Genomic DNA, 22,063 nt, shown 5'->3' on the forward strand with positions numbered 1-22,063 from the left:
TCATATTCTGTAATCCCTGAAACTATGAACACAATTGAAGTTATCCTGTTTATTGTCGCGGTGGTCGGCGTGATCGGTCTTGGTATTTGGAAGAGTAACAGCGGTGCGAAAGGCCAAGGCAAAAGCGCATCTGACTACTTTCTCGCCGGACGTGGACTCAGCTGGTGGCTGGTAGGGTTTTCCCTGATCGCCGCAAATATTTCGACCGAACAGTTTGTCGGCATGTCGGGTTCGGCCGCCAACTGGCTTGGAATGGCGATTGCTTCCTACGAATGGATGGCCGCCATTACCCTGGTGATTGTCGGATTCTTCTTTCTTCCCCGATTTCTGAAAACCGGACTTTACACGATTCCCGAATTTCTGGAATACCGTTTTGATGTTACCGCACGTATGGCGATGGCGGTTCCGGCAGTGGTGACTCTGGTCTTTGTGACCACATCATCGGTGATTTTTTCCGGAGGCAAATTTGTCTCCGAATACTACAACACGGTTCCCGTGCTCAACAACCTCACCGCAGTCTGCTGGTTGATTGGTGCTTTCGCTGCGATTTATGTCTTTATCGGTGGACTCAAAGCCTGTGCCTGGACCGATTTGGTGTGGGGTTCCGCACTCATCGTCGGTGGTGCCGTTGTCATGTTCATGGCCTTTCATGTGCTCGGGAACAAACCTGCGGAGGAACTCATCCAGACAAAAGTGGCCAACTCCAACGCAACGGTTGAGGATATCGAGCAGGCTGGAGCATGGTCTCGCTTTATGCTGCTCAATGATGGAGTCGATGGGGAAGCCATCGCGGTGGATGGACCCAACGGCAGTGGTGGAAAAGTGCACATGGTGCGCCCCAAAACGGACACGGATCTTCCCTGGACCGCGCTTCTGATCGGGCTTTGGATTCCCAATTTTTTCTACTGGGGACTCAACCAGTACATCGTGCAGCGAACCTTGGGTTCCAAATCGCTAGCGGAGGGTCAGAAAGGGATTGTTTTTGCAGCCTTCCTCAAACTACTGATCCCATTCCTCGTAGTGATTCCGGGCATCCTTGCCTACAACCTGTTCAGTGCCGACCTATTTAACGCAGCAACAGGAACCTACGACTACGACCGTGCATTTCCTGTCCTGGTGCGCAATCTGATCAAGCCCTATCCACTCATCTCGTGGTTTGTGCTCGCTGCGCTGAGCGGTGCTGTGATCAGTTCGCTCGCATCCATGCTCAACTCGGCATCGACCATTGCGACGATGGACCTCTATTCGCGCATCAGTAAACAGAAAGATCCGGAGAAGCTGGTGAAAGTGGGGCGTTCGCTCGTCATCGTATTTGTGGTGCTTGCGTCTCTGGTGGCTCCACGTCTTGACAATTTCACGAGCATCTTTGCCTACATTCAGGAATTTCAGGGGTTCATTTCACCGGGTATCCTTGCGGTGTTCATTTTTGGATTCTTTTCACCCCGCACTCCCCGTTACTTCGGCTGGGTGGGCATTGTGGTGAATGCGGTATTCTATGCACTGATCAAGTGGGTGCTCGGCGACATCATCACCCAGAATGGGTGGTGGTATTCGAACGAAATTGCCTTCCTTGACCGCATGGCGATCTGCTTTTTCATCGTGGTTCTGGTCGGTGTGCTGCTGACGATCATTTCACCCTTGAAGCGACCCGTAACCATGCCCGAAAACAAGGAAATCGAGGTGACAACCTCGCGTTCTGCACAGATCATGGGAGGTGGCGTGATTGTGGCAACCATCGCGCTCTACGCGATCTTCTGGTAAACGTTGGAAGTTTCATCGCTTTGATAGAAAGCCGCTTCGATTGCCGGAGCGGCTTTTTTAATCTTCGAAAGAGCTGAGTATCGCGTTTTTTCGTGATTTTGCCCAAAGTACATGCAATGGCACAAATCGCACTGTTGGTGGAAACTGCACTTGGATCGGGAAGAGAGATTCTTCGCGGCATCTCGCAGTATGTGCATGAGCGACAGGATTGGGAAGTGTTTCATGCCAGCGGTTCCCTTGGGCGCATGATGCCGGAGGTGCTCGATCACTGGGACGGCGATGGCATCATCGCGCGTGTGCATACTCCGGAAATGCTTGCAGTTCTCAGGGCAAAAAAAGTTCCGGTTGTTGACGTCCTTGGAAATTATGAAGATGCGGACCTTTATTGCGTGCGAAGTGACAATCGAGCCATTGCGCGCCTTGTGTTTGAGCACTTCTATGAACGGGGGTTTCGCAGTTTTGCATTTCTCGGCCTTGAAGGGGAACGCTGGTCTGACGAGCGCTGCGTTGCGTATGAAGAATTTGCGATGCAACAGGAGTGTTTTTTTGCCGTGCGAAAAGTCAGTCACGATTTTCGACAGCAACACTCGTGGAACCACTATCGCACTGAGCTGGTGAAATGGATGGAACAGCTACCCAAGCCGGTAGGACTGTTTGTCTGCAGCGACCAGTTTGCACCCGATCTGGCGAGCTCATGCTCAGTTGCCCGCATTCGCATTCCCGATGAAGTTGCCATGGTGGGGGTGGATAACGATCCGGCTTTTTGTGAAGTGATTCAGCCCTCACTGAGCAGCGTGGATGCGAATCACGCTGAAGTCGGATATGTCGCAGCGGCGTTTTTGGGAAGAATCCTGCAAGGGCAGGAGCAGCGAACCAGCGAACATCGTGTCCAGCCGACCGGGGTGGTGACCCGGCAGTCGTCAGATGCATTTGCGATCACGGACGAGGGAATTCGAAAGGCACTGCTGCTCATCCGCGAGCATGCATGTGAAGGTATATCCGTCGATCACATCGCACAGCATGCTGGCTACTCTCGCAGTGTCTTGCAACGACGCTTTCGATCCCTGCTCGGCAGAACGGTTCATGATGCGATTTTGGCTACCAAGCTTGCCCGTGCCAAGGAGTTGCTGGTTTTGACGCGCCTGCCATTGCTTGAAGTCGCGGTGCGATCTGGATTTAACTACCAGGAGTATCTCAATCATGTTTTCAAAGACAGGATTGGCATGACTCCGGGGGAATACCGGAAGCGGTTCTCAAACCAGAGGCACTAAAAAAGGTGCACCGTGTTTGGGTGCACCTTTGAGCGAGAAAGAAAAAAAGGGATCAGCCAAAGCGAAGGGGAACGATTACGCGCATGGATACATTTGCACCATCTTTCTGGGCTGCCTTGAACTGCCATTTTGCTACGCAGCTAACCGCCACTTCGTTGAGCGCTTCATTTTCGGTCTTGAGCACGCGTGGAGCGACGACTTTACCTGCTTCATCCACAATAAAGCCGACATAGACGCGTCCAGCTTGTCCCCTCAGTGATGCGGGAACGTTGGGTTGGTCCTGTTCGACGGGCACCGGCATGACTTCGACTTCTTTTGCCGAGAACGTGTTGGCAACTTCATCATCGGTGAAATTTGCCATGACGCTCGTGGTGGCTGCGACTGCCAGAGTGATAATGCTAACGACTACTTTTTTCATATCAATAGGGATTTTTGGGTTGAAACCTGAGTTACTGAAAGTGTGCTTTCGGAAATCGACCAGAATAAGGAAACTTTACGGAAATCCGTGAATTTCCGCGGTTTTAAACGAAAGCTTACCGATATTTTAAATCTGTTTTACAACAGAATCGCATATTGTGCTTCCAGCGCTCAATTCCGCTGGAAATGCTGAATGCGAGCACAGGGTGAGCTGTTTTGATTTTACCTGTATAATCTCTTGAATCCATTTCGGATTCTGATTGTCTAGTGGCTTTGTAGTTGGGCGTTTTCGGTAGGTTCGGAGGCCAAGAAATGAGAAGAGGTTCGTGAGCAGGTTTGCATGAGGATGGGGTGGTTCAGAGTGCTTCTGATGGGTATCGTCTTAGGTGCCTGTGCAGGTCTGCACGCGCAGGATCAACTGCAGCTCGATAACGGCGATGTCATTCATGGTACTTTTCTGGGGCAAACCGATTCATTGATCTATTTTGAATCTGAGTTTTTTGGTACGATCAAAGTACCGACCCGCATTGCCACACTGGTGAGACAGAGCGACCTGGAAGGGTCTCAAGCTGAATCACTCGATAGCGAAGAAAGTGTGGTGCCTGTTCAACCTGAACAGCCGAAACCTGTCGTGCCCGTAGCTCCTCCCAAACCTCCCGTGCTACCAACACCCCTGCTGGTCCAGGAAGAGTCAGTGAGCAGCGGATTGGGTATCTTGTGGGAAACTGCAGAGAAGACGCTGAACCGCTTCGTGCATGATCGCGTTCCCGATTGGTTTCCACGCATGCCAAAAGATTGGAAGGGACAGTTGCGCTTCGGGTATAATCTGACAGAAGCTGGAACGACCAATACACGTTATCACGGTGAGTTTTCGCTCGACGGCACAAAGTCCAAATCCAATTACCAGTTCAAATCCTATTTTGCCTACGCCAAACAGAGTGGTATTCGAAGTGAAAACGATTGGGGCCTGTCTGGTCGCTTCCGCTACAAGCTTGAAAAGAAGGGTGGTTTTTTCGAAACGCTCGCAACGCACGATGTGGACGAACTTTTTGATCCTCGCTATCGCTCCACTTCATCGGTGGGTTGGGGGGTTGAGCCTTTCAACTCAGATCGTCTGAAGCTCGATACTGTTCTTGGTGGTGCCGTGGAGCAACTCCAACGTCGGGGAGGGGAGGCTGAGACCTCCTTTAAGGTCAACCTCAATCAGAACCTTCAGTGGAAATTCAACCAACACATGACATTCAAGCAAAGTCTTCGCTTTTACGTGTCTCCGACAGAGGACCTCGACTACAATTTTCGCTTTGAATCCGGACTGGATGCCCTGATAGTCGGTGCATTCAATCTGGGACTATCCTATCGCCTTGACTATGATTCGGCGATACAGGATGCCGACTCCCGCTCCAAGAGTCGCATCATCACAAGCGTGGGTGTGAAATTCTGAGTTTGATCAGACCTGATTTCCTCCATGCATGAGCTGGAGTTCAGTGGCTTCATGCATGGGTTCGATGCTCAGGAGCTGAGTCACATGTGAATCCATGGAGTATGTCCGCGTCACAACCGATTATCTAAGCGGTGATGCTGCGACAAACCATCGACTGATGGGATCTGCAATCTATTCGTTCTGATTCGCTTACGGGTGGGGAGTTTAGCCGTTATATCGGAATCCAAGCATAAGGGCGAATGAGCTGTGCACGATATGTCGATTCCATGGCGGTATGGATACATGCCTGCGCCAACAGAAATCCACTCGAGGTGGGAATGACCGTACCCAAAAAAACGGACCGCCAAGGACGGTCCGTTTCCCAAAAATCCGAATCTTCGATTGCAATTATTTGAAACGAATCGGAACGACAGCGCGAACAGCGACTTGAGTGCCGTTGTTTTCGGCAGCCTTGAATGCCCATTTGGAAACGGTCTGCAATGCAGAAGCATTCAAGCGCTCATCGGTGGTCTTGAGCACGTTCGGTTCGACAACCGAACCGTCCGCTCCGATCACGAATGAAACGTGAACCATTCCGGAAATGCCCTTGATGTCATCCGTGAGCGTGGGTGCGGCCTGTTGAACTGGCACAGGTGCCGTATCCACGTCCTTGATCGACAGCGCGCTATCGTGAGCGTCGGATGCGTTCAAGTGGAGTGCTCCAAGCGTTAAGGTTGCAATCAGAAGTGTGAAGATTGTCTTCATATGCCCACAATGATCGGTGCAAGTAGCAAAACTTGAGGTAAAGTTATGGTAAACTTGTGGTTTTACAGGGTTTTCAACGAAGATCAAAAAGCAGGAGATCGCTTCAGGACTAAATGCTGCTTGCTTTCTCAGGGTTTGAACTCCGAATCCGGCGCAATCGACTGGACTTGATCGGGATGCAGTTCACGATAAATGAGAGCCTCAATCTCCTCAGATTCGATAATTTCCAATTGGTCGAGCTGCTGCAGCAAGCTGAGTGCACGGGCGCTGATCGCCTCCGCCTCCTCAATGAGTTCGGGGTCAAATTCCGGACATTTTTCTGCTTCCAGAGTGAGCAGTTTCATTTGATTCAAGTAGTTCAGGATGATGTGACAGGATCCTGATACCGTTTGATGGAAAATTTCTTCACGTTTGGCACGTTCTCGCGCTGCCAGCTGATGATGGATGCAAATTAGGGTGAGAATGACGCTTGCCGACAAAAAGACAAACAACCAGCCCTTGAGCATTTGAAAGGTCCGCAAGGTCTAGCTTCCTTCAAAAAATGCGTGCACTGCGGAGTCGGTAAACAGGATCCAAAGGAATCCGAAGATCAGATACACGAGGGGAATTTGGACATAGTCCTTGCGTAAGATCGACATGATGGTCGTGGAGGCTGTGAACGTGCGGGTGAGAATCGCATGCAACCTAACGTATTCCCGCTGTGTTCAGCAAGTGAATTTCCCGTTAATGTGAGCATTGAGATCCGCAGGGAAGCCTCGCGCGAAATCAGCAGAGCTTTGGGCACCCTGAAACTGTTCGATTTCAGTGTTGGAAATTTATCAAAAATAGAATTTCTGCAGACTGTAAATGCATCAGAAGAAGCGGCGCGAAGTATCCAGCACGGGCATCTCCTTCACTGCGTAACGCACCTCGATCACAAGTGGGTGTCGGTTGATTTCGCGGAGCAGCCGGGTAGTGGGCCGAAATCGCAGGGAGGGCGCAACCTCTGCCCGTAGCACACTCCCATCTGCCAGACGCAATCCGAGGTCCAGTTTGGCCTCTCCAAACGAATCATTGAGCAGGCGACGCAACCACTTCAGGGAGGCATCGATGGTTTCTCCATTGTTGAAGATCACAAAAGTTGTCTCAATCGTATTCTCGAGGGTTTCTGAGATTCCGATGAGTTCCAGCGCGTTAAGGCGAATTTCATCATTCTTATTCAGCACCTGACCGTGAACGGTGACGATGGTATTGTTGCTGAGTAAGTGCGCATATTTTTCGTAGGCATCCGCGTAGATGCAAAGATCTGCAAAACTTTGCTGGGGTGTGCTCAAACTGAAAAGTGCCCATTTACGGTTGTCGCGTTTGGAAACCTTCACCGCTACATTGGACACCACTCCCATGATGCGGAACTGCTGGCGATCCGGAATTGTTTTGAGCTGTGAAGCATCCAGCGTTTGCAGGTATTCGTAAAGACGTCCGTACTGATCGAGAGGATGTCCGGTGAGATAAAAGCCGATCAGTTCCTTTTCGTAGGAAAGACGTGTTTCATCATCGAGTTCAGGAAAATCATCCGAACTGCGACCGCTCAAATCGCGTTCATTCCAATCGTCAGAATCGTCGGGATCCGATCCCATAAGATCGAAGAGCGAACCCTGCCCGGACTGGCGATCCCGCTGCAGTGAGGCAACTTCGCTCATGATGCCTTCGACGTGTTCGAGGAGGAAGGAGCGTTTTTCACCGAGCTGATCAAAGCCGCCAGTTTTGATGAGACACTCGATCACGCGCTTGTTGACGGCTTTGCTGTCAATTCTCGCTGCAAAATCGCGGAAATTTTGAAAGGGTCCATTGCGCTCACGCTCTTCGATAATGCTGGCTGCCGCCGAATCACCGACACCCTTGATCGCAGCCATGCCGAAGCGAATGGAGCCATCGGGATGTTTTTCAGAATAAACGGGGGTGAAGTTTTCAAGCGATTCGTTCACATCCGGCCCCAACACCGGAATTCCCATCGCCGCACATTCAGATACAAAGTGGGCAACTTTGTCCGAATTCCCCAAATCGGAGGACATCAGTCCGGCCATGAATTCAACGGGGTAATTCGCTTTCAGATAGGCCGTGCGATAGCTGAGCATCGCGTAGGCCGCAGAGTGGGATTTGTTGAAACCGTAGGCTGCAAACTTTTCGAGAATGGCAAAAATCTCCAATGCGTCCGTGCGGTTCATGTTGTGCTTGGCCTTGGCTCCTGCGACAAATACATCCCGCTGCGCGGCCATGACTTCCGGCTTTTTCTTGCCCATTGCGCGGCGCAAAATATCCGCTTCTCCCAGTGTATAGCCCGCAATGATCTGGGCCGCCTGCATGACCTGCTCCTGATAGACCAGCACCCCGTAGGTTTCAATGACAAGATCCTTCAGCAAAGGGTGGGGGATCTTGATGGTTGACGGATCCTTTTTTCCCTCAATGAACTGCGGAATAAACTGCATCGGCCCCGGGCGATACAGAGCGATCAATGCGATGATTTCCTCAAAACTGCTCAGCGCAATCTGGCGACAGAGGGACTGCATGCCACCGGACTCAAGCTGAAAGACGCCGACGGTCATGCCACTGTTCAGCAGGTCAAATGTTTTTGTGTCATTGAGGGGGATCTTTTCGATATCAAAATCGGGCAGATTCCGGGATTTTTTGACGTTCTCCTGTGAGTCAAAAATCACGGTCAGGGTCTTCAGTCCCAGAAAGTCCATTTTCAGCAATCCCAAATCCTCGACGGGACCCTTGGGATATTGCGTGGTGAGGTCGCCTTCCTGGAGCGTGACTGGAACGAGATTGGTCAGGGGTTGGTCCCCGATGATGATTCCGCAGGCGTGCTTTCCCGTGTTGCGGACCATGCCTTCGATCACCTTACCATGCTCGATGATACGACCGTAGGTAGGATTCGATTTTGCGGCATTGCGAAGATCCTCGCTCTTCATCACCGCATCCTCGAGGGAGATGTTGAGGTCATCCGGTACCATCTTGGCCAGGCGATCCGCATCCTGATAGGGGACACTGTTCACTCTTGCGAGATCCCGCACAATCATCTTTGCGCCAAAGGTTCCAAAAGTGATGATGTTGGCAACCTGGTCAGCACCGTATTTCTCCCTTACGTAATTGACCACATCATCTCGTCGGCGCATGCAGAAATCGATGTCGAAATCCGGGGGTGAAACGCGTTCAAGATTGAGCATGCGCTCGAACAGAAGCCCAAAGCGCAGGGGTTCGATATCGGTGATCTTGAGCACATAGGCGACCATGCAACCCGCGCCTGAACCACGTCCGGGGCCGACGGGGATGCCCTGTTTTCGGGCCCAGTCGATGAAGTCCCAGACGATGAGAAAATAGTCCACAAACCCCGTCCCGGAAATGATGGAAAGCTCGTACTCCAGTTTTTCGCAGATCTGTTGGGCGCGATCCTCGGGTTCGCCTTCTCTGGGGCGGTATTGTTCGGGATGGTCGTAGTCGATCCCGTATCGCTCAAGCACGCCTTTTTTACAGAGGTCAAACAGGATCACTCCATTCCTGGTGAGGGATTTGCGCTCCTCATCACTGAGCTTGAAGTCCTGCTCCTTGCCGCTTTGTTTGAGCAGCTTGTTGCGCTCGAGTTCGTAGCGGTCGAGGATGCGGTCGAAATTCTCAGGATCAGCCTGATACTTCAAGGTAATTTCAGGAACAAAGACCGGGTAGTGGTTTTCTCCAAAATCTATCTGAAGGTCCACTTGCTCGGCCAGGCGCAGGGTGTTCTCGATGGCTTCGGGAACTTCTGAAAAGATTGCCAGCATCTCCTCCCGTGATTTGAGATAGAACTCATTGCACGGGTATTTCATGCGATTCGTATCGCTGATGAGCTTTCCGGTCTGGATGCACAAGAGCGCATCATGCGGTTCGACATCATCCTTAAGCACGTAGTGGGTGTCGTTGGCAGCGACAATCGGAAGGTCAAACTCCCGGGCAAGTTTGATCAGATTCGGGATGATGCGGCGCTGGAAGGGTAGACCATGATCCTGAAGCTCGATGTAGTAGTGCTCCTTGCCAAAGATATCAACGAACGTTGCGGTCGCCTTGCGGGCGTTTTCATAGTCGTTGTACAACAGGTATTGGGAGGCGACGCCGTTGATGCAGCCACTGAGTCCAATCAGTCCTTTAGAGTAGGATGCCAGGGCCTCCACATCCACCCTAGGTTTGTAATAAACCCCTTCGGTATGTGCCTTCGAAATGAGACGTGAGAGGTTCTGGTACCCCTCAAAATCCTTCGCAAGAATGGTTTTGTGATGAATCTGATGTTTCGGGAAATCGGACGGCTGCAACTGATGGTCTTCCGGCAGGTCACCAATATCGTCCGTTCGTTTGCGATCCCGCCGCGGCTTTTCGGACATTTTGTGGTCATAGACCAGATAAATTTCGCAGCCGATGATGGGTTTGATGCCTTTTTTTCTGGCAGCAGAGTAAAAATCGATCGCACCAAAGAGGTTGCCGTGATCCGTCATGGCGACGGCTGGCATGTTCAATTCCTCACAACGGCGCATCAGTCGGTCAATACGGCAACAACCGTCGAGCAAACTGTGGTCGGTATGAAGGTGTAGATGGACAAACGAGTCCGCAGAAGCAGCCATGTGTGGAGCAAAGCAAGCGCCTGTGGCTCATTCAATCTTTTAGTTTACGGGGAACGCGCAATGCGCTTCAGGACTCAGAATCAGGCAACAATACCCTTATCAAAGGTTGCCGTCCGATGGCATAGCTGGTGCTTCGCACTGCAATGTTTATGCAGGATCGAGTAATGGAAATCCAAGGTCCTTCGCCTCTTTAAGGTCCTGCTCGGCCTGTGGCAGATCGCCGAGTTCAAGCCGAATCCGATGACGTTCGTAGTGACAGGCTGCAAATCCCAATACGGGAGAGTATCCAGTATCGCGAAGTACGGCCGTCGTATGCGGGAAGAAACCCTGATGCAATTGTTCAGGGATATCAGGCCAATACTCTTGAAAAACAATGATGGCAACCGTCAGATCCCGCTCTGCGGCGAGCAGCTGTTGACGTTGATGCGAGATTTTTGCACGGATTTGGTAGAGCTGTGCCAGTAGAAGATCCCGGGGCAGTGCATTCCCGTTCATCAGCCATGTGCGACGTGTCATCTGTTCTGCTTCGAGGATGGATCGCCCAAGTTCATCCCGCGCATAGTGAATATTTCCCTTGGCGAGCTGATTCAGTGCCTGCAGCAGATGGCCCTCGGGGAATTCCCGCTCCATCGACAATGCCTTCTCGAGTGCAGTCTCCAACGCGATGCGCCCAGGGTCCGTGATAGCGGCACGAGCGGCATCCTGATGGAGAAAAAGTCGTCGCAGGTAGTGCTGTGACCAGACCTCATCCGTCCAGTTTTCCAGCAAGCGTCGATTGCCGGCAATGGAGTCGGAGCGCGCCCAAAGCACGCTGGCGTAACATGCCAATACAAAAAAAACCAGGCGGTAGACACTCCATGCACGCTCCTTGCGGACATTTCCGGGACGTTTGAGTGCCTGCCGAAACGCAAGAAGCATTACTGTCACAAAGACCAGTGCGTCTGTGACTACCCACGACAACCACCCTGCTCGATGAGTGCTTTCCAGCATGGAGCCGATGCCAAGCGAAGGCATCCATTTTGGAATTTCCCGAACGTCGTTCTCGATCCACGAAAAGAACAGAAAGCCCGCATTGGCATTGGGCAGTGCCCATCCCATAGACAGGTAGTGCAGGGCTATAAAAAGCATGGCAATGCCCAGGCCGACTCCCACTCTCAGCGTGCGTGTGCGCGGGCATTGTTCTCCAAGTCGCAGCACCTTCCCGGACGCGGTTCCAATCACCAGACCCAACAGTATCCCCTGCAATACCGGATGAAACCCTACCAGAAGCAGGCGCAGATATCCCGAAACGCATGCCAGCAGGGCAACGATCACAGTGATCTTGAAGGTTGGCAGAATCCTGGCCACATCTGACGACAGGGTTTCCATTGTGATCAGTCCGGATTTCCCATCCGCGCCTTTGAGAATCATATCCAGCATAGTAGTGTATATTGGATTCAGTTCATTCTGGTTTCAATCGAAACTGTTCCCGGTAGGTTTCCTGTGCCACAGGGTCGAAAACCAAGCCCTTGCTTGATCGATCTGCAATCCCGTAGTAATTTCTGAATGCACTATGGTTTTTAACCCAGATTTTGTATCAAGTTCCCTTCATTCGGGTCAATTGCTGGTCGCAACACCCGACCTGAAAGATTCGAATTTTGAGAAGTCGGTCATCCTGCTTTCTGCCCATGCGAAAGACGCGGGTGCGCTGGGCGTTGTCATCAACAAACCTCTGCAGCATACCCTGGGCGAGTTTGTGGAAGAATTTCGCCATGGTCCGCTGGCCGATGTTGCCATCTACCTTGGGGGTCCCGTGCAGCAAAACCAGTTGATTCTGGCAGGTTGGCAATGGTCTGATTGTTACCAGGATTTCCGGCTGTATTTTGGGATGTCTCAGGATAAAGCCGTACAACTCATGCAGGAGGGAGGACCGAATGTGGAGATTCGCGGATATCTCGGCTATGCGGGTTGGTCCGAAGGACAGCTCGAAGAGGAGATTCGGCATCATGCGTGGTTTCAGGCTCCCGTTGATCCGGTGTGCATGCTTGAAAGTTCGTCCCCTGCAGAAATGTGGCAGACCATGGTGGGCAGGTTTCATCAGGGTCTGGACGGACTGTTGAAGATTCCGGACGACCCGAGTCTCAACTGAGACATTTGCGCTGGCCTGAATGCGAGGTGGGCTGCCCGCATCGCTCAATACTCTGCCGACGGCGCTTCACCGGAGTTTGCATTGACACCCATGCCCGGCCTCCGTGGAATGATCCGTTTTCCCGAACGAAACTCGAAGCATGAAGCGATTTTATCTCACTACCGCCATCGACTATGCCAATGGAGCGCCACACATCGGTCACGCCTACGAAAAAGTACTCTCCGATGTGATCGCACGCCACCGCCGTGCCCGTGGAGATGAGGTGCATTTCCTCACCGGACTCGATGAGCATGGACAAAAAGTACAGATGTCCGCTTCGGAAAAGGGCATGGACCCACAGGAATATTGTGACCAGATGGCGGAGCGATACCACGCACTCTGCAAGGATCTTCACATCTCCAACGACGATTACATCCGCACAACTGAGGACCGCCACAAGGCAGTGGTTCAGCAGCTGCTGCAACGCCTGTATGACAAGGGTGAAATTTATCTGGGCAACTATACCGGGTATTACAGCCAGCGCGCGGAACAGTTTGTGCAGGAAAAAGACAAGGTGGAGGGTAAATGGCCAGAGGTCTTTGGAACCGTCTCGGAAATCACCGAGGAGAACTACTTTTTCCCGCTCAAAAAGTATCAACAGCAACTGCTCGATTTTCTGGAGGCCACGCCGGGATTTATCGTGCCCGCATTCCGGCAGAAACAGGTCGTCGAATTCCTGAAGGAAGACTTGAATGATCTCTGCATCTCGCGACCCAAAGAGCGGCTTTCGTGGGGCATTGAGTTGCCGTTCAACAAAGACTACGTCACCTACGTCTGGTTTGATGCCCTGATCAACTACATCTCGGCAGTGCGTTACGGTTCGGAGCACTTTGAGCAATATTGGCCTGCAGACTTTCACGTGATCGGAAAGGATATCTTGATCCCGGCCCATGCCGTGTATTGGCTGATCATGCTGATGGCCTGCGACATTGAGCTGCCCCAGCACCTGCTGGTGCATGGATTCTGGACCAAGGCCGGAGAAAAAGTATCCAAAAGCGCGGGCAACGTCATTGATCCGTTGGACTATGCCAAGGCATTTGGACCCGACGCCTTTCGGTATTTTGTGATGAGAGAAATGAAAGTGGGACAGGATGCTGAATTCTCACACGAACGCTTTCTCAGCCGCTACAGTGGTGAATTGGGCAATGATCTGGGTAACTTGCTCAGCCGAACGCTGAACATGCTTTCCCGCTATGAAGCAGGCATCGTTCCGGCACCCGTTCTTTCAGAAGAACCGGAAACCACGCTGGTCAACGAGTTCGAAAGTGCTGCTGCTTCCACAGTGAAGCACTTTGACGATCTCGATTTCAGTGCGGGTCTTGATGCACTTTTCACCTTCTTTAAGGCGATCAACCGCTACGCAGAAAACCGCGCACCATGGAAACTGGCAAAATCGGATGCTCAAGCAGATAAGGAAGCACTTCAAACCTGCCTTGCATACATGGCGGAAGGGCTTCGCCTAGGAGTCAAATTGCTCGGTGCCGTGATGCCGAATGTCGTGCCAAAGATCCATGAGCATCTCAACGTTCCTGCACAGGCGATTGAATCGGTGATTCCCGATCAACCTGTCTGGGAGTTTGTGCTGACTGGCCGCAAGGTTGGGGAAAAGGTCATCCTCTTCCCTCGTCCAGAGTCTGAATAGGCCGCAGCGTTCATGGTGACCGTTTCTCAGGCGCAATTTGGAAGTCCGGACAAGCAAGGCTTGCACCGGTTCCTTTCTTTTTGTCAGGAACGTGCGGTAGCGCAGGGACACGCCATCCTTGCCAGTATTTCCCTGCCTTCCGAATACCTGGATCCCCTTGCAGTCCTGCAGAGCGTCAATGACGCCAGCGTCGAACACTGTTATCTGGAGCGTCATTCGCGTCAGGAGGGAGTCGCCTGTGCAGAACCAGTGCTCAGTCTCTCGATCAGTGGCCAGGATCGTTTTCAGCGGGCAAAAGAGTTTGTCCGGCAGTGGACGGATCGCTGTGTGTTTGTCGGGGATCCGAATTTGCCTTGGTCGGGACCTCATTTTTTTGTTTCAGCCGCATTTGAAGCCGAACAACCGGAGGGAACCGCATTTCTTGAGGAATCACTGCACCTCTTTCTTCCCAGATGGCAGGTCGGCTGGAAAGGGGCACGGTTCAGCGCGACAGCAAATCTGCGGGTCGATGCCAACACCCCGCTCGAGGCGTTGATCGAACCCATTTGGCGTGCGCATCAGCGTTTCACATCCTTCGAATTTGCTCCTGAGGAACTGCAGGCAACTGTCGCTTCGCCAGCATCCTGTTGCCGCCTGCTCGATCAGGAGAAATCGGAGTCGCTTTTCCGTCAATCCGTTCTCACCGCGCTGGAGCAAATCGATGCGGGGCATGTCGAAAAAATTGTGCTTTCGAGGCGTCTTCACATCACAACGGAACATGCCTTTGTGCCGCTGGACATCCTCAACAAACTCCGCCAGAAATTTCCGGATTGCACCGCCTTTTCGTATCAGAACACCCACGGCGAATCCTTCATCGGTGCGACACCCGAACGACTGGTGGCGGTGCGGGACGGACAATTCATGACCGAAGCCCTTGCTGGTTCCATCGCCCGTGGCGACAATGCCCGGCAGGATGCCCATCTGAGCAAAAGTCTGCTCGGTAGTGACAAGGATCGTCGCGAACACGGACTGGTATTGAAATTCATACAGGAGACGTTGCAATCGCTTGGCCTAAACGCCGAGGCGAGCGAAATTCCCGAGATTCTGCAACTCTCCAACATCCAGCACTTGCGAGTGCCGTTGAAAGGGAGCATGCCAGCTGAACTGCACCTCTTCGATCTGGTCGAGGCTCTGCACCCGACGCCCGCACTCGGTGGATATCCGCAGTATGCTGCACTGCAGCAGCTTGCCCGGATCGAGAATCAACCCCGCGAGCGCTACGCGGGACTGACGGGATGGATCGACACAAGGGGGGAAGGAGAGTTTCTTGTCAATATTCGCTGCGCCCGTGTCGGCCACAATCGAGCAGAATTGTTTGCAGGAGCTGGCATCGTGGTGGATTCGCAACCGGAAAATGAGTTGAGGGAGACGGAACTCAAATTCATCAGCATGTTGCCAAATTTCATGAACCTCGACTAGGGTGGAGCGATGCAGCTCGATGCGTTCCAGGGAAATGATCTAGCAGGTTTGGTTTTCACTGAATCATTGGTAAGAAACGGGGTCACTGATGTGATTCTTTCACCGGGTTCACGCTCCACTCCTTTGGCCTATGCATGTGCCGTGGAGCCTCGCCTCCATACTTCGGTTGTGCTTGACGAACGAAGTGCTGGATTTTTTGCCCTGGGCAGAGCCAAAAGTCGTGGAATACCCGTGGTATTGCTCTGCACTTCAGGCACTGCTTCAGCCCAGTATTTGCCTGCAGTCGTCGAAGCGCGATACAGTCAAACCCCGCTTCTGGTGATCACCACGGATCGTCCACTTGTGGGTCAGCACTGTCATTCCGGCCAGACGATTCTGCAGACTGGGATCTACGCGGACTTCTGCAATCACCGGCAGATGCTCGAACTTCCGCGTGCAGAGGAATCCTATGTGCGCTACCTTCGGGAAACACTGCGCGAAGCTGTCTGGAAAACCCAACACCCGCAGGCGGGGGTCGTTCACCTCAATTTTCCATTCGAAGAACCGCTGACCCCATCGATTCCCAGCTCTGAACGTGCCGATGTTCGCAATCAACTTGCGTACGCATTTTTTGGCGAAGTTAGCCCAGCCAGGCAGACCATGGTGACGATGCCGGGTGACGAATGGCAGTGCAATGCGCGCAGTTGCATGTGGATACTGGGTTCGGGAATTCGATGGAAGCAGGCCAGTGAATACGCGGATCTTTTGCAAACCTTGGCAGCACTGCACATCCCCGTGTGTATCGATGGCCTGCATCCCGCTCGATCCCTGCTGGATTCCGTCACACCTGGAATCACGAACTTTGAGGGTGTAAAGCATGTTCCGCCTGAAGCTCAGCATGGAATGAGTCCGGATCTGGTGTTTCAGTGGGGCAATCTTCCCACGAGCAAAGCGCTGAGGCAATGGTTGGGCAGCTTGGATTGTGCACGCATCGTCGTTCAGGAAAATGGGGAGAGCGACCATCGGGATCCCGGATTCCTTCGCACGGTTGCTCGAATGGATCCACAATCTGCGCTGCAATATTGTCAAAAATGGACTCCTGGCATGTCGCAACAGAAGGGTCTGTTCCAGCGCTGGAATCAGTTCGATGAGGTGGCTAGGAAGCAGATTCAAGACCATTGTCGCAGCGAGACGTGGTGTGAAAGCGTCCTGTGCCACAAATTACCGACACTGCTCCGGCATCCCTGTGATCTTTTTGTGGGCAACAGCATGATCGTGCGGGATATGGAATTATTTTACTGCGGCTCTTCCCATGTTCGGCATGTCTTGAGCAATCGTGGAGCCAACGGTATTGACGGATTGGTGTCTACAGCGATGGGTGCCATCCGAAAGGAATTCCCTCTGCTTTGCCTGATCGGCGACCTGAGTTTCTTTCACGATGCGGGCGGCCTGAATCTCGCCAGTCAACTGCAAGATGGATGTCGCATCGTCTTTCTGTTGCTCGACAACCAGGGCGGTGGCATTTTTGAACACCTTGCCATCGCGGCACATGGGGATGTTTTTGAAACCTATTTTGCGACACCGCAAAGCGTGAAGGTGAAACCGCTTTGCGAAGCCTACGGCATTGCTTATGCCTCGATAACCTCCTGGAATGAATTGAACAGTGCCCTTGGTGAAACACTTGATCCCGAGAAGCCATCACCTTCGGTTAGCTGTTTCCATCTTCGCTTTGACCGAAAAAGCAGCCGTAGTTTTCGCAAATCCGCATTCTCGGCCTTGCAACTTGAACTCCAGAACCTAGAACCTTCCGTATGAGCATGCATTGGAAACCCATCAAGACCTATCAGGATATCCGTTTCGAGCGCCTGGGGGATGAGGGCATCGTGAAAATCACGATCAATCGTCCACACAAACGCAATGCGTTCCGACCCGAAACTGTTTTTGAAATGTATGATGCTTTCAGCATTGCAAGGGAAGACAGTAGGGTAGGGGCTATCTTGCTGACCGGAGCCGGCCCACGCACCGACGGCAAGTATGCATTTTGTTCGGGCGGTGATCAAAGCATACGGGGAGATGCGGGCTATGTAGATGAAGGTGGAGTTCCTCGGCTCAATGTGCTCGATCTGCAAAAACTCATTCGCTCGATTCCCAAGGCGGTGATTGCACTGGTTGCTGGTTATGCAATCGGGGGAGGTCATGTGCTTCATGTCATCTGCGACATTTCAATTGCCGCAGATAATGCGATTTTTGGACAGACCGGTCCCATTGTCGGAAGTTTTGACGGTGGATTTGGTGCCAGTTATCTGGCACGCTGTGTCGGACAGAAAAAAGCCCGGGAAATCTGGTACCTGTGCCGCCAATACCACGCGCAGGAAGCCTTGGAAATGGGATTGGTTAACCAGGTAGTCCCCGTTGACCGATTGGAAGCCGAGGGGGTGCAATGGGCACGGGAAATCATGACCAAGAGTCCGCTGGCCATTCGCTGCCTGAAATCTGCATTCAATGCTGAGCTCGACGGACAGTCGGGCATTCAGGAACTCGCGGGCAATGCCACCTTGCTCTACTACCTGACTGAAGAGGGTAGTGAAGGGAAAAAAGCGTTTCTCGAGAAACGAAAGCCCGAGTTTCACAAATTCCCCTGGTTGCCCTAACAAGAGTTTTCTCCACATCGACTTGTTTCATCATTTTATTCCATTATAATCTGACGAATGAGGATAACGGTTGATATTCCAGATGATAAACTCAGGGAATTGCTCGAGATTACGGGTGAAAAAAAGATGAGTCCGGCTGTGAGCAAGGCCGTACTCGAATACATCAAACGAATGAAGTCCGCCGAGTTTGGCGAACTGATCAAGTCCGGAACCTTTGATCTGAAGGAATAGGATGAGTGTGAACTCGATGCACCATGATTCTCGTTGATTCCAGTGTCTGGCTTACCGCGCTGAATCCTTCAGATCCTGCGGCGTTCAAAGCCCGCATTCAGTTGGAGGAGCTTCTCGATCTCTACATGGTGTCCATTTGTGATGCCGTGCGGTTTGATGTACTTCAGCGCATCCAACCGGCTCAGCGCGCTGCATTCCTTTCTTATTTCAACCAGCTTCCCGTGCTGCCGGCCAAAGCGGCCAGTTGGAATATTGCCGTCCAAATTGCCTGGGAAATGCAGCACCTGGAGCTGAAACTAACGCAGAGTGAGGCGATTGTCGTAGCCCTTGCGCTTCAAAATCAGATGCCACTGTTCACGCTGAGTGATGCGCAGGTTCAGGTGAACCGGATCCGACGACTTCGCATTCTTCAATGAGGCGTGCATCCGCTGGTTGGAACCGGAAAAGGTTCCCAACCGTGCGACTGAAGTAAGGGCAAGGTGTCGAGATCGACTCCTGTAAAATCCGGAAGTACAACTGATTGCATGTAATGGACGTTGCGGAGCAGGATTGCTTTGGCGCCCTGAGCACCGTTGAGTGCTTCAAATGCTTTGCGATAGGCGCTTCCTGCCAGCAGCGGAGGTCCCCAGGTTTCTCCGGTATATTGAGCGGTCGTGATCGCGTTGAAGTTGGAGAAATCATGATGCTCACACAGTGTGGCAATTGCTTTCGGACTTAATTCAGGTTGATCTGGAAGCAGGATCAGAAAGGCCGAGTCAGGCAGGCACTCAGGCAGTGATGAAACGGCCAACGCAATCGAATCACCCAGCCCCTTGTTGTTGCATGTGTGGCGTAGGATGTGAAGCTTCTTGAGATGTGCCGCAGGAAGCGTTGCTTCGATGCACGGTCCATGTGGTGGTCCCAGCACCAATGTGACGGATTCAAGTCCATGCAGGTCGCAAATCGCATCGAGGCAGTGTTGCAAGAGGCTTTTCCCGGTCAACGCATTGCGACTGAGCACCTTGATGTGCCCTTCAAGGCGTCGGGATGCTCCAGCAGCAGGAATGATCGCATGGACTTGCACGCTTGGTATTGTGTGTTGGAACAGACTCCCTGCCTTCGCACAGGTGTGCCGAGACAGGGATGGGAGCGACTACAGATTGATCAGCGATTTCAGTTCCTTGTACTTGGAGCGGCTCAGTGGGATTTCCGCACCGTTGTTCATCACAATAAAGTGTTTGTGACTGCCTTTGCTGTGAATGCCCTTTACGCGTTGCATGTTCACAACAAAGGACTTGTGAATGCGCTCGAAAGTCGGAGGCAGCAAGTTGCAGAGGTCTTTCAGCATCTTGTCGTGCATTTCGTTGCGACCATCAACGAGGTAGAGTTGCGAGTATCCCCCGTCGGCCTGCACATAATTGACATCCTCGAGTGCAACCAGCTCGATGAGTCCGAATTTGCGGATCGCCAGGTATTTTGCAAAATGTTCGCGCCCGTGTCCCTGACGCCCGGCGACGCGTTCAAATGCCAATTTGAGCCGGGCCTCGTCAAAGGGTTTGGTAATGAAATCGATGACGCCCAGTTCATACGCGTCGATGGCGCGTTCCGGGTAGGCCGAAATCACAATCGTCTGGAACGCATGAGAGGCGACTTCTCTCAATACCTCAAATCCGTCTTTTCCGTTGAGGTTCAGATCCAGAAGCAGGAGATCAATGCGACTGTTCTTGATCATTTGAATGCCGCGGTCGAGGTTGTCTGCGGTTTCGATCGATTGCAGTCGCTGTTGAAGAATGTTTCGCGTCAGGCGAACAATACGGTCCTGAATGCTGGCTTCGTCTTCAATGACAAGGATTCTCATGTTGGATACTGGGTAGGGTTTCGCTCGAATCATTCTGAATGCATCCGCGCTTCGGGAAGGGTTCTGAACGAGCACGTTGTAGACGTTTAATGGATTTCAATGGTCGTAACCCATTCTTGACTGCACGGTCCGTGGGAAAAGCTCCAGCGATTTTTGTAGGACTCCATCAGGCGTGCCTTGATATACTGAATGCCCGTGCCATCTTCTGGACTGTGGGTTGAAGTCGGTGGGTTAGTGATCGGGGATCGAAAGGTGTAGATGCGGCGGGATTTATCCCGGGTTTCCTCCAGCACGAATTCAACACTGGTCGTGCCAAAAGAATTGTGGGAAATGGCGTTCTCAAGAAGATTGCGAATGATGGAAGGGGGTAGGGTGCTGTTGAGATTCACATTACGCAGCACCAGATGGTATTCTGCCTTTTTTCGAAACTCCATGACTTTCAGATAGTTCCGGCAGGAATCAATCTCCATGCCGACTGGAATCAGCTTTTGGTCAGTCATGCGGGATAGCACCTCGAACTCACGGGCCAGTGCTCCTAAAAAAGCGACTCCCTGTTTTGGGTTTGATTCGATCCATTCCATCGCAGAGGTCATGGAATTCAAGATAAAGTGGGGTTGAATCTTGTTTTTAACCAGTTCGAGATTGAGACGTGTGTTGGTCAGGATGGCGTCCTGTTTTTCTTTGTGCTGTTTGTAGAGGGCCAGCGCGATGGAGAAAAGCAGGTAAAGAAACAGGACAAAATAAATCACAAACTGCTGTTTCTCAAAAAGGCGCATGCTGTAAACGATGGAAAGCATCACCAGAATGATCGACGCCGTCACAGCATATTTTCGGCGAAGGAAGATTGCCACGATTGAGACCAGAGCCAGCCATTCATAGGCAACTTTCAACACTCCATAGCTTGCAAACCCCTCAAGAATTGCTGCAAGCAGCAGGGGAATCGGCAACAACATCCAGGCGATGCGACGCGGGAAGCGGAAGGTTTCGAAGAGCAAGAGATGCCCGAAAACGCTGATCACGTAGTTAACCGAATAAACCAGATAGATTGCCCACGCTGCCTGACGATACGTCAGATCCATGTGGTAGTAGGCCAGTTTGTTCAGGGCAAAGGTGGAAAACAAAATGCACAGTGTGCCGAGGTAGAATTGAACGAGACTGTCGCGGCGGGTGAAGAAGGTGGAGAGAAAAAAGACTCCAAACACAAAATAGACAAGGTAAGAGCCGTAGTTGATGATGTGCCACCGCTCATTTGCAATCATGGCATCCAGTGGCTGCAGGTGGAATCCAGCATGATTCAACAACACCCAGTGCGGGGTTCGGTATCCCATGAGCAGGACTTCGTGCTCACCGGGTTGCAGGAGCGTAGGAGGCAGGAGCAGGATTATTCGGTTTTTGCCAGCTCCAAGTTCACGCACCATCCCATCTTCGATTTTGACATCACCGTTTGTTCCGATGGATTTCCCATCCAGAAACACTTCGTACGTTCCGGGCAGGTTGATAACAAAATAGTAGGTCTGGCGCATGGCGTCTGCTTCCACATGGCTACGCAGGGTTAGCCGGTAACGGTATTGAACCACCTGTTCTTTCCAACGGTGCCAGAAACCCTTGGAATAAACCCACGGAAGTGTGGTGCGATGCCATTCGTTCGTTGAGGCATCCCAGGTTTCGTAGCTCGCATCGATCACTTCCAACTCGACAGCAGTGCTTTCTGCTGCGGTCAGGAGATGTGACGAAAAGAATCCGAGCGTAGCCCAAAGAAGACCCAGACTGCGCAGGAGCACTACACCCGGACTTCTCCGATGTGAAGGGGTAGGCAATGCAGGTTGCGAATAGATC

The 22,063-nt window shown here is 52.1% G+C and carries 18 protein-coding genes; 10 read left to right on the plus strand and 8 right to left on the minus strand.

The window, feature by feature from the left end; genetic code table 11:
- The first annotated feature begins 24 nt into the window (after positions 1-24).
- Together ABQ298_05235 and ABQ298_05240 are read left to right on the plus strand one after the other, a co-directional pair.
- Positions 25-1,761, plus strand: a complete 1,737-nt coding sequence (locus ABQ298_05235) for a sodium/solute symporter (GenBank protein ID MEQ9823769.1) — start codon at positions 25-27, stop codon at positions 1,759-1,761.
- Between the two features lie 116 nt (positions 1,762-1,877).
- The gene (locus tag ABQ298_05240; GenBank protein MEQ9823770.1) at positions 1,878-3,032 is read left to right on the plus strand and encodes a DNA-binding transcriptional regulator; all 1,155 of its coding nucleotides are present in this window, start codon (positions 1,878-1,880) and stop codon (positions 3,030-3,032) included.
- Positions 3,033-3,084: 52 nt separating this feature from the next.
- Here ABQ298_05240 and ABQ298_05245 read toward each other — a convergent pair whose 3' ends face one another.
- Entirely contained in the window at positions 3,085-3,450 is a 366-nt protein-coding gene (locus ABQ298_05245) for an energy transducer TonB (protein MEQ9823771.1), read from the minus strand.
- Between the two features lie 369 nt (positions 3,451-3,819).
- Between ABQ298_05245 and ABQ298_05250 the strand changes: the two genes are divergently transcribed.
- The gene (locus tag ABQ298_05250; GenBank protein MEQ9823772.1) at positions 3,820-4,890 is read left to right on the plus strand and encodes a DUF481 domain-containing protein; all 1,071 of its coding nucleotides are present in this window, start codon (positions 3,820-3,822) and stop codon (positions 4,888-4,890) included.
- Between the two features lie 387 nt (positions 4,891-5,277).
- On the opposite strand, the gene ABQ298_05255 is transcribed toward ABQ298_05250, so the two are convergent.
- From ABQ298_05255 to ABQ298_05270, 4 genes are all read right to left on the minus strand, one after another.
- On the minus strand, positions 5,278-5,634 hold the full coding sequence (locus tag ABQ298_05255) for an energy transducer TonB (GenBank protein MEQ9823773.1): 357 nt from the start codon (positions 5,632-5,634) through the stop codon (positions 5,278-5,280).
- Between the two features lie 128 nt (positions 5,635-5,762).
- Complete coding sequence (locus tag ABQ298_05260; GenBank protein ID MEQ9823774.1) at positions 5,763-5,978, minus strand: hypothetical protein; 216 nt, start codon at positions 5,976-5,978, stop codon at positions 5,763-5,765.
- Positions 5,979-6,485: 507 nt separating this feature from the next.
- Entirely contained in the window at positions 6,486-10,262 is a 3,777-nt protein-coding gene (dnaE, locus tag ABQ298_05265; protein ID MEQ9823775.1) for a DNA polymerase III subunit alpha, read from the minus strand.
- A 147-nt stretch (positions 10,263-10,409) separates the two neighbouring features.
- Complete coding sequence (locus ABQ298_05270; GenBank protein ID MEQ9823776.1) at positions 10,410-11,681, minus strand: hypothetical protein; 1,272 nt, start codon at positions 11,679-11,681, stop codon at positions 10,410-10,412.
- A gap of 133 nt (positions 11,682-11,814) precedes the next feature.
- Here ABQ298_05270 and ABQ298_05275 point away from each other — a divergent pair, with 133 nt between their 5' ends.
- The 7 genes from ABQ298_05275 to ABQ298_05305 all read left to right on the plus strand — a co-directional run bounded on the left by ABQ298_05275 (position 11,815) and on the right by ABQ298_05305 (position 18,806).
- Positions 11,815-12,390 carry a YqgE/AlgH family protein gene (locus tag ABQ298_05275; protein ID MEQ9823777.1) on the plus strand — a complete coding sequence of 192 codons (576 nt, stop codon included), beginning with the start codon at positions 11,815-11,817 and terminating at the stop codon, positions 12,388-12,390.
- A 139-nt stretch (positions 12,391-12,529) separates the two neighbouring features.
- Positions 12,530-14,071, plus strand: a complete 1,542-nt coding sequence (gene metG, locus ABQ298_05280) for a methionine--tRNA ligase (GenBank protein ID MEQ9823778.1) — start codon at positions 12,530-12,532, stop codon at positions 14,069-14,071.
- Between the two features lie 12 nt (positions 14,072-14,083).
- Positions 14,084-15,529, plus strand: coding sequence for an isochorismate synthase (locus ABQ298_05285; GenBank protein MEQ9823779.1), 1,446 nt, complete (start codon positions 14,084-14,086; stop codon positions 15,527-15,529).
- Between the two features lie 9 nt (positions 15,530-15,538).
- A complete protein-coding gene (gene menD, locus ABQ298_05290; protein MEQ9823780.1) occupies positions 15,539-17,323 on the plus strand; it encodes a 2-succinyl-5-enolpyruvyl-6-hydroxy-3-cyclohexene-1-carboxylic-acid synthase in 1,785 nt (594 codons plus the stop codon).
- A complete protein-coding gene (gene menB / locus ABQ298_05295; protein ID MEQ9823781.1) occupies positions 17,320-18,159 on the plus strand; it encodes a 1,4-dihydroxy-2-naphthoyl-CoA synthase in 840 nt (279 codons plus the stop codon). Before menD ends, menB begins: the two co-directional genes overlap by 4 nt.
- 57 nt (positions 18,160-18,216) lie before the next feature.
- Positions 18,217-18,390, plus strand: a complete 174-nt coding sequence (locus ABQ298_05300; GenBank protein ID MEQ9823782.1) for a DUF2191 domain-containing protein — start codon at positions 18,217-18,219, stop codon at positions 18,388-18,390.
- A gap of 23 nt (positions 18,391-18,413) precedes the next feature.
- Positions 18,414-18,806 (plus strand): hypothetical protein, encoded by a 393-nt coding sequence (locus ABQ298_05305; protein MEQ9823783.1) that lies wholly within the window; start codon positions 18,414-18,416, stop codon positions 18,804-18,806.
- Here ABQ298_05305 and ABQ298_05310 read toward each other — a convergent pair.
- The 3 genes from ABQ298_05310 to ABQ298_05320 form a co-directional block, all read right to left on the minus strand.
- Entirely contained in the window at positions 18,800-19,453 is a 654-nt protein-coding gene (locus ABQ298_05310; protein MEQ9823784.1) for an NTP transferase domain-containing protein, read from the minus strand. The genes ABQ298_05305 and ABQ298_05310 overlap by 7 nt on opposite strands.
- 69 nt (positions 19,454-19,522) lie before the next feature.
- Positions 19,523-20,227, minus strand: coding sequence for a LytTR family DNA-binding domain-containing protein (locus ABQ298_05315; GenBank protein ID MEQ9823785.1), 705 nt, complete (start codon positions 20,225-20,227; stop codon positions 19,523-19,525).
- A gap of 86 nt (positions 20,228-20,313) precedes the next feature.
- A partial coding sequence (locus tag ABQ298_05320; GenBank protein ID MEQ9823786.1) for a histidine kinase occupies positions 20,314-22,063 on the minus strand: 1,750 nt, incomplete at its 5' end.

The sequence above is a fragment of the Puniceicoccaceae bacterium genome (assembly GCA_040224245.1).
Lineage (GTDB): Bacteria > Verrucomicrobiota > Verrucomicrobiia > Opitutales > JAFGAQ01 > JAKSBQ01.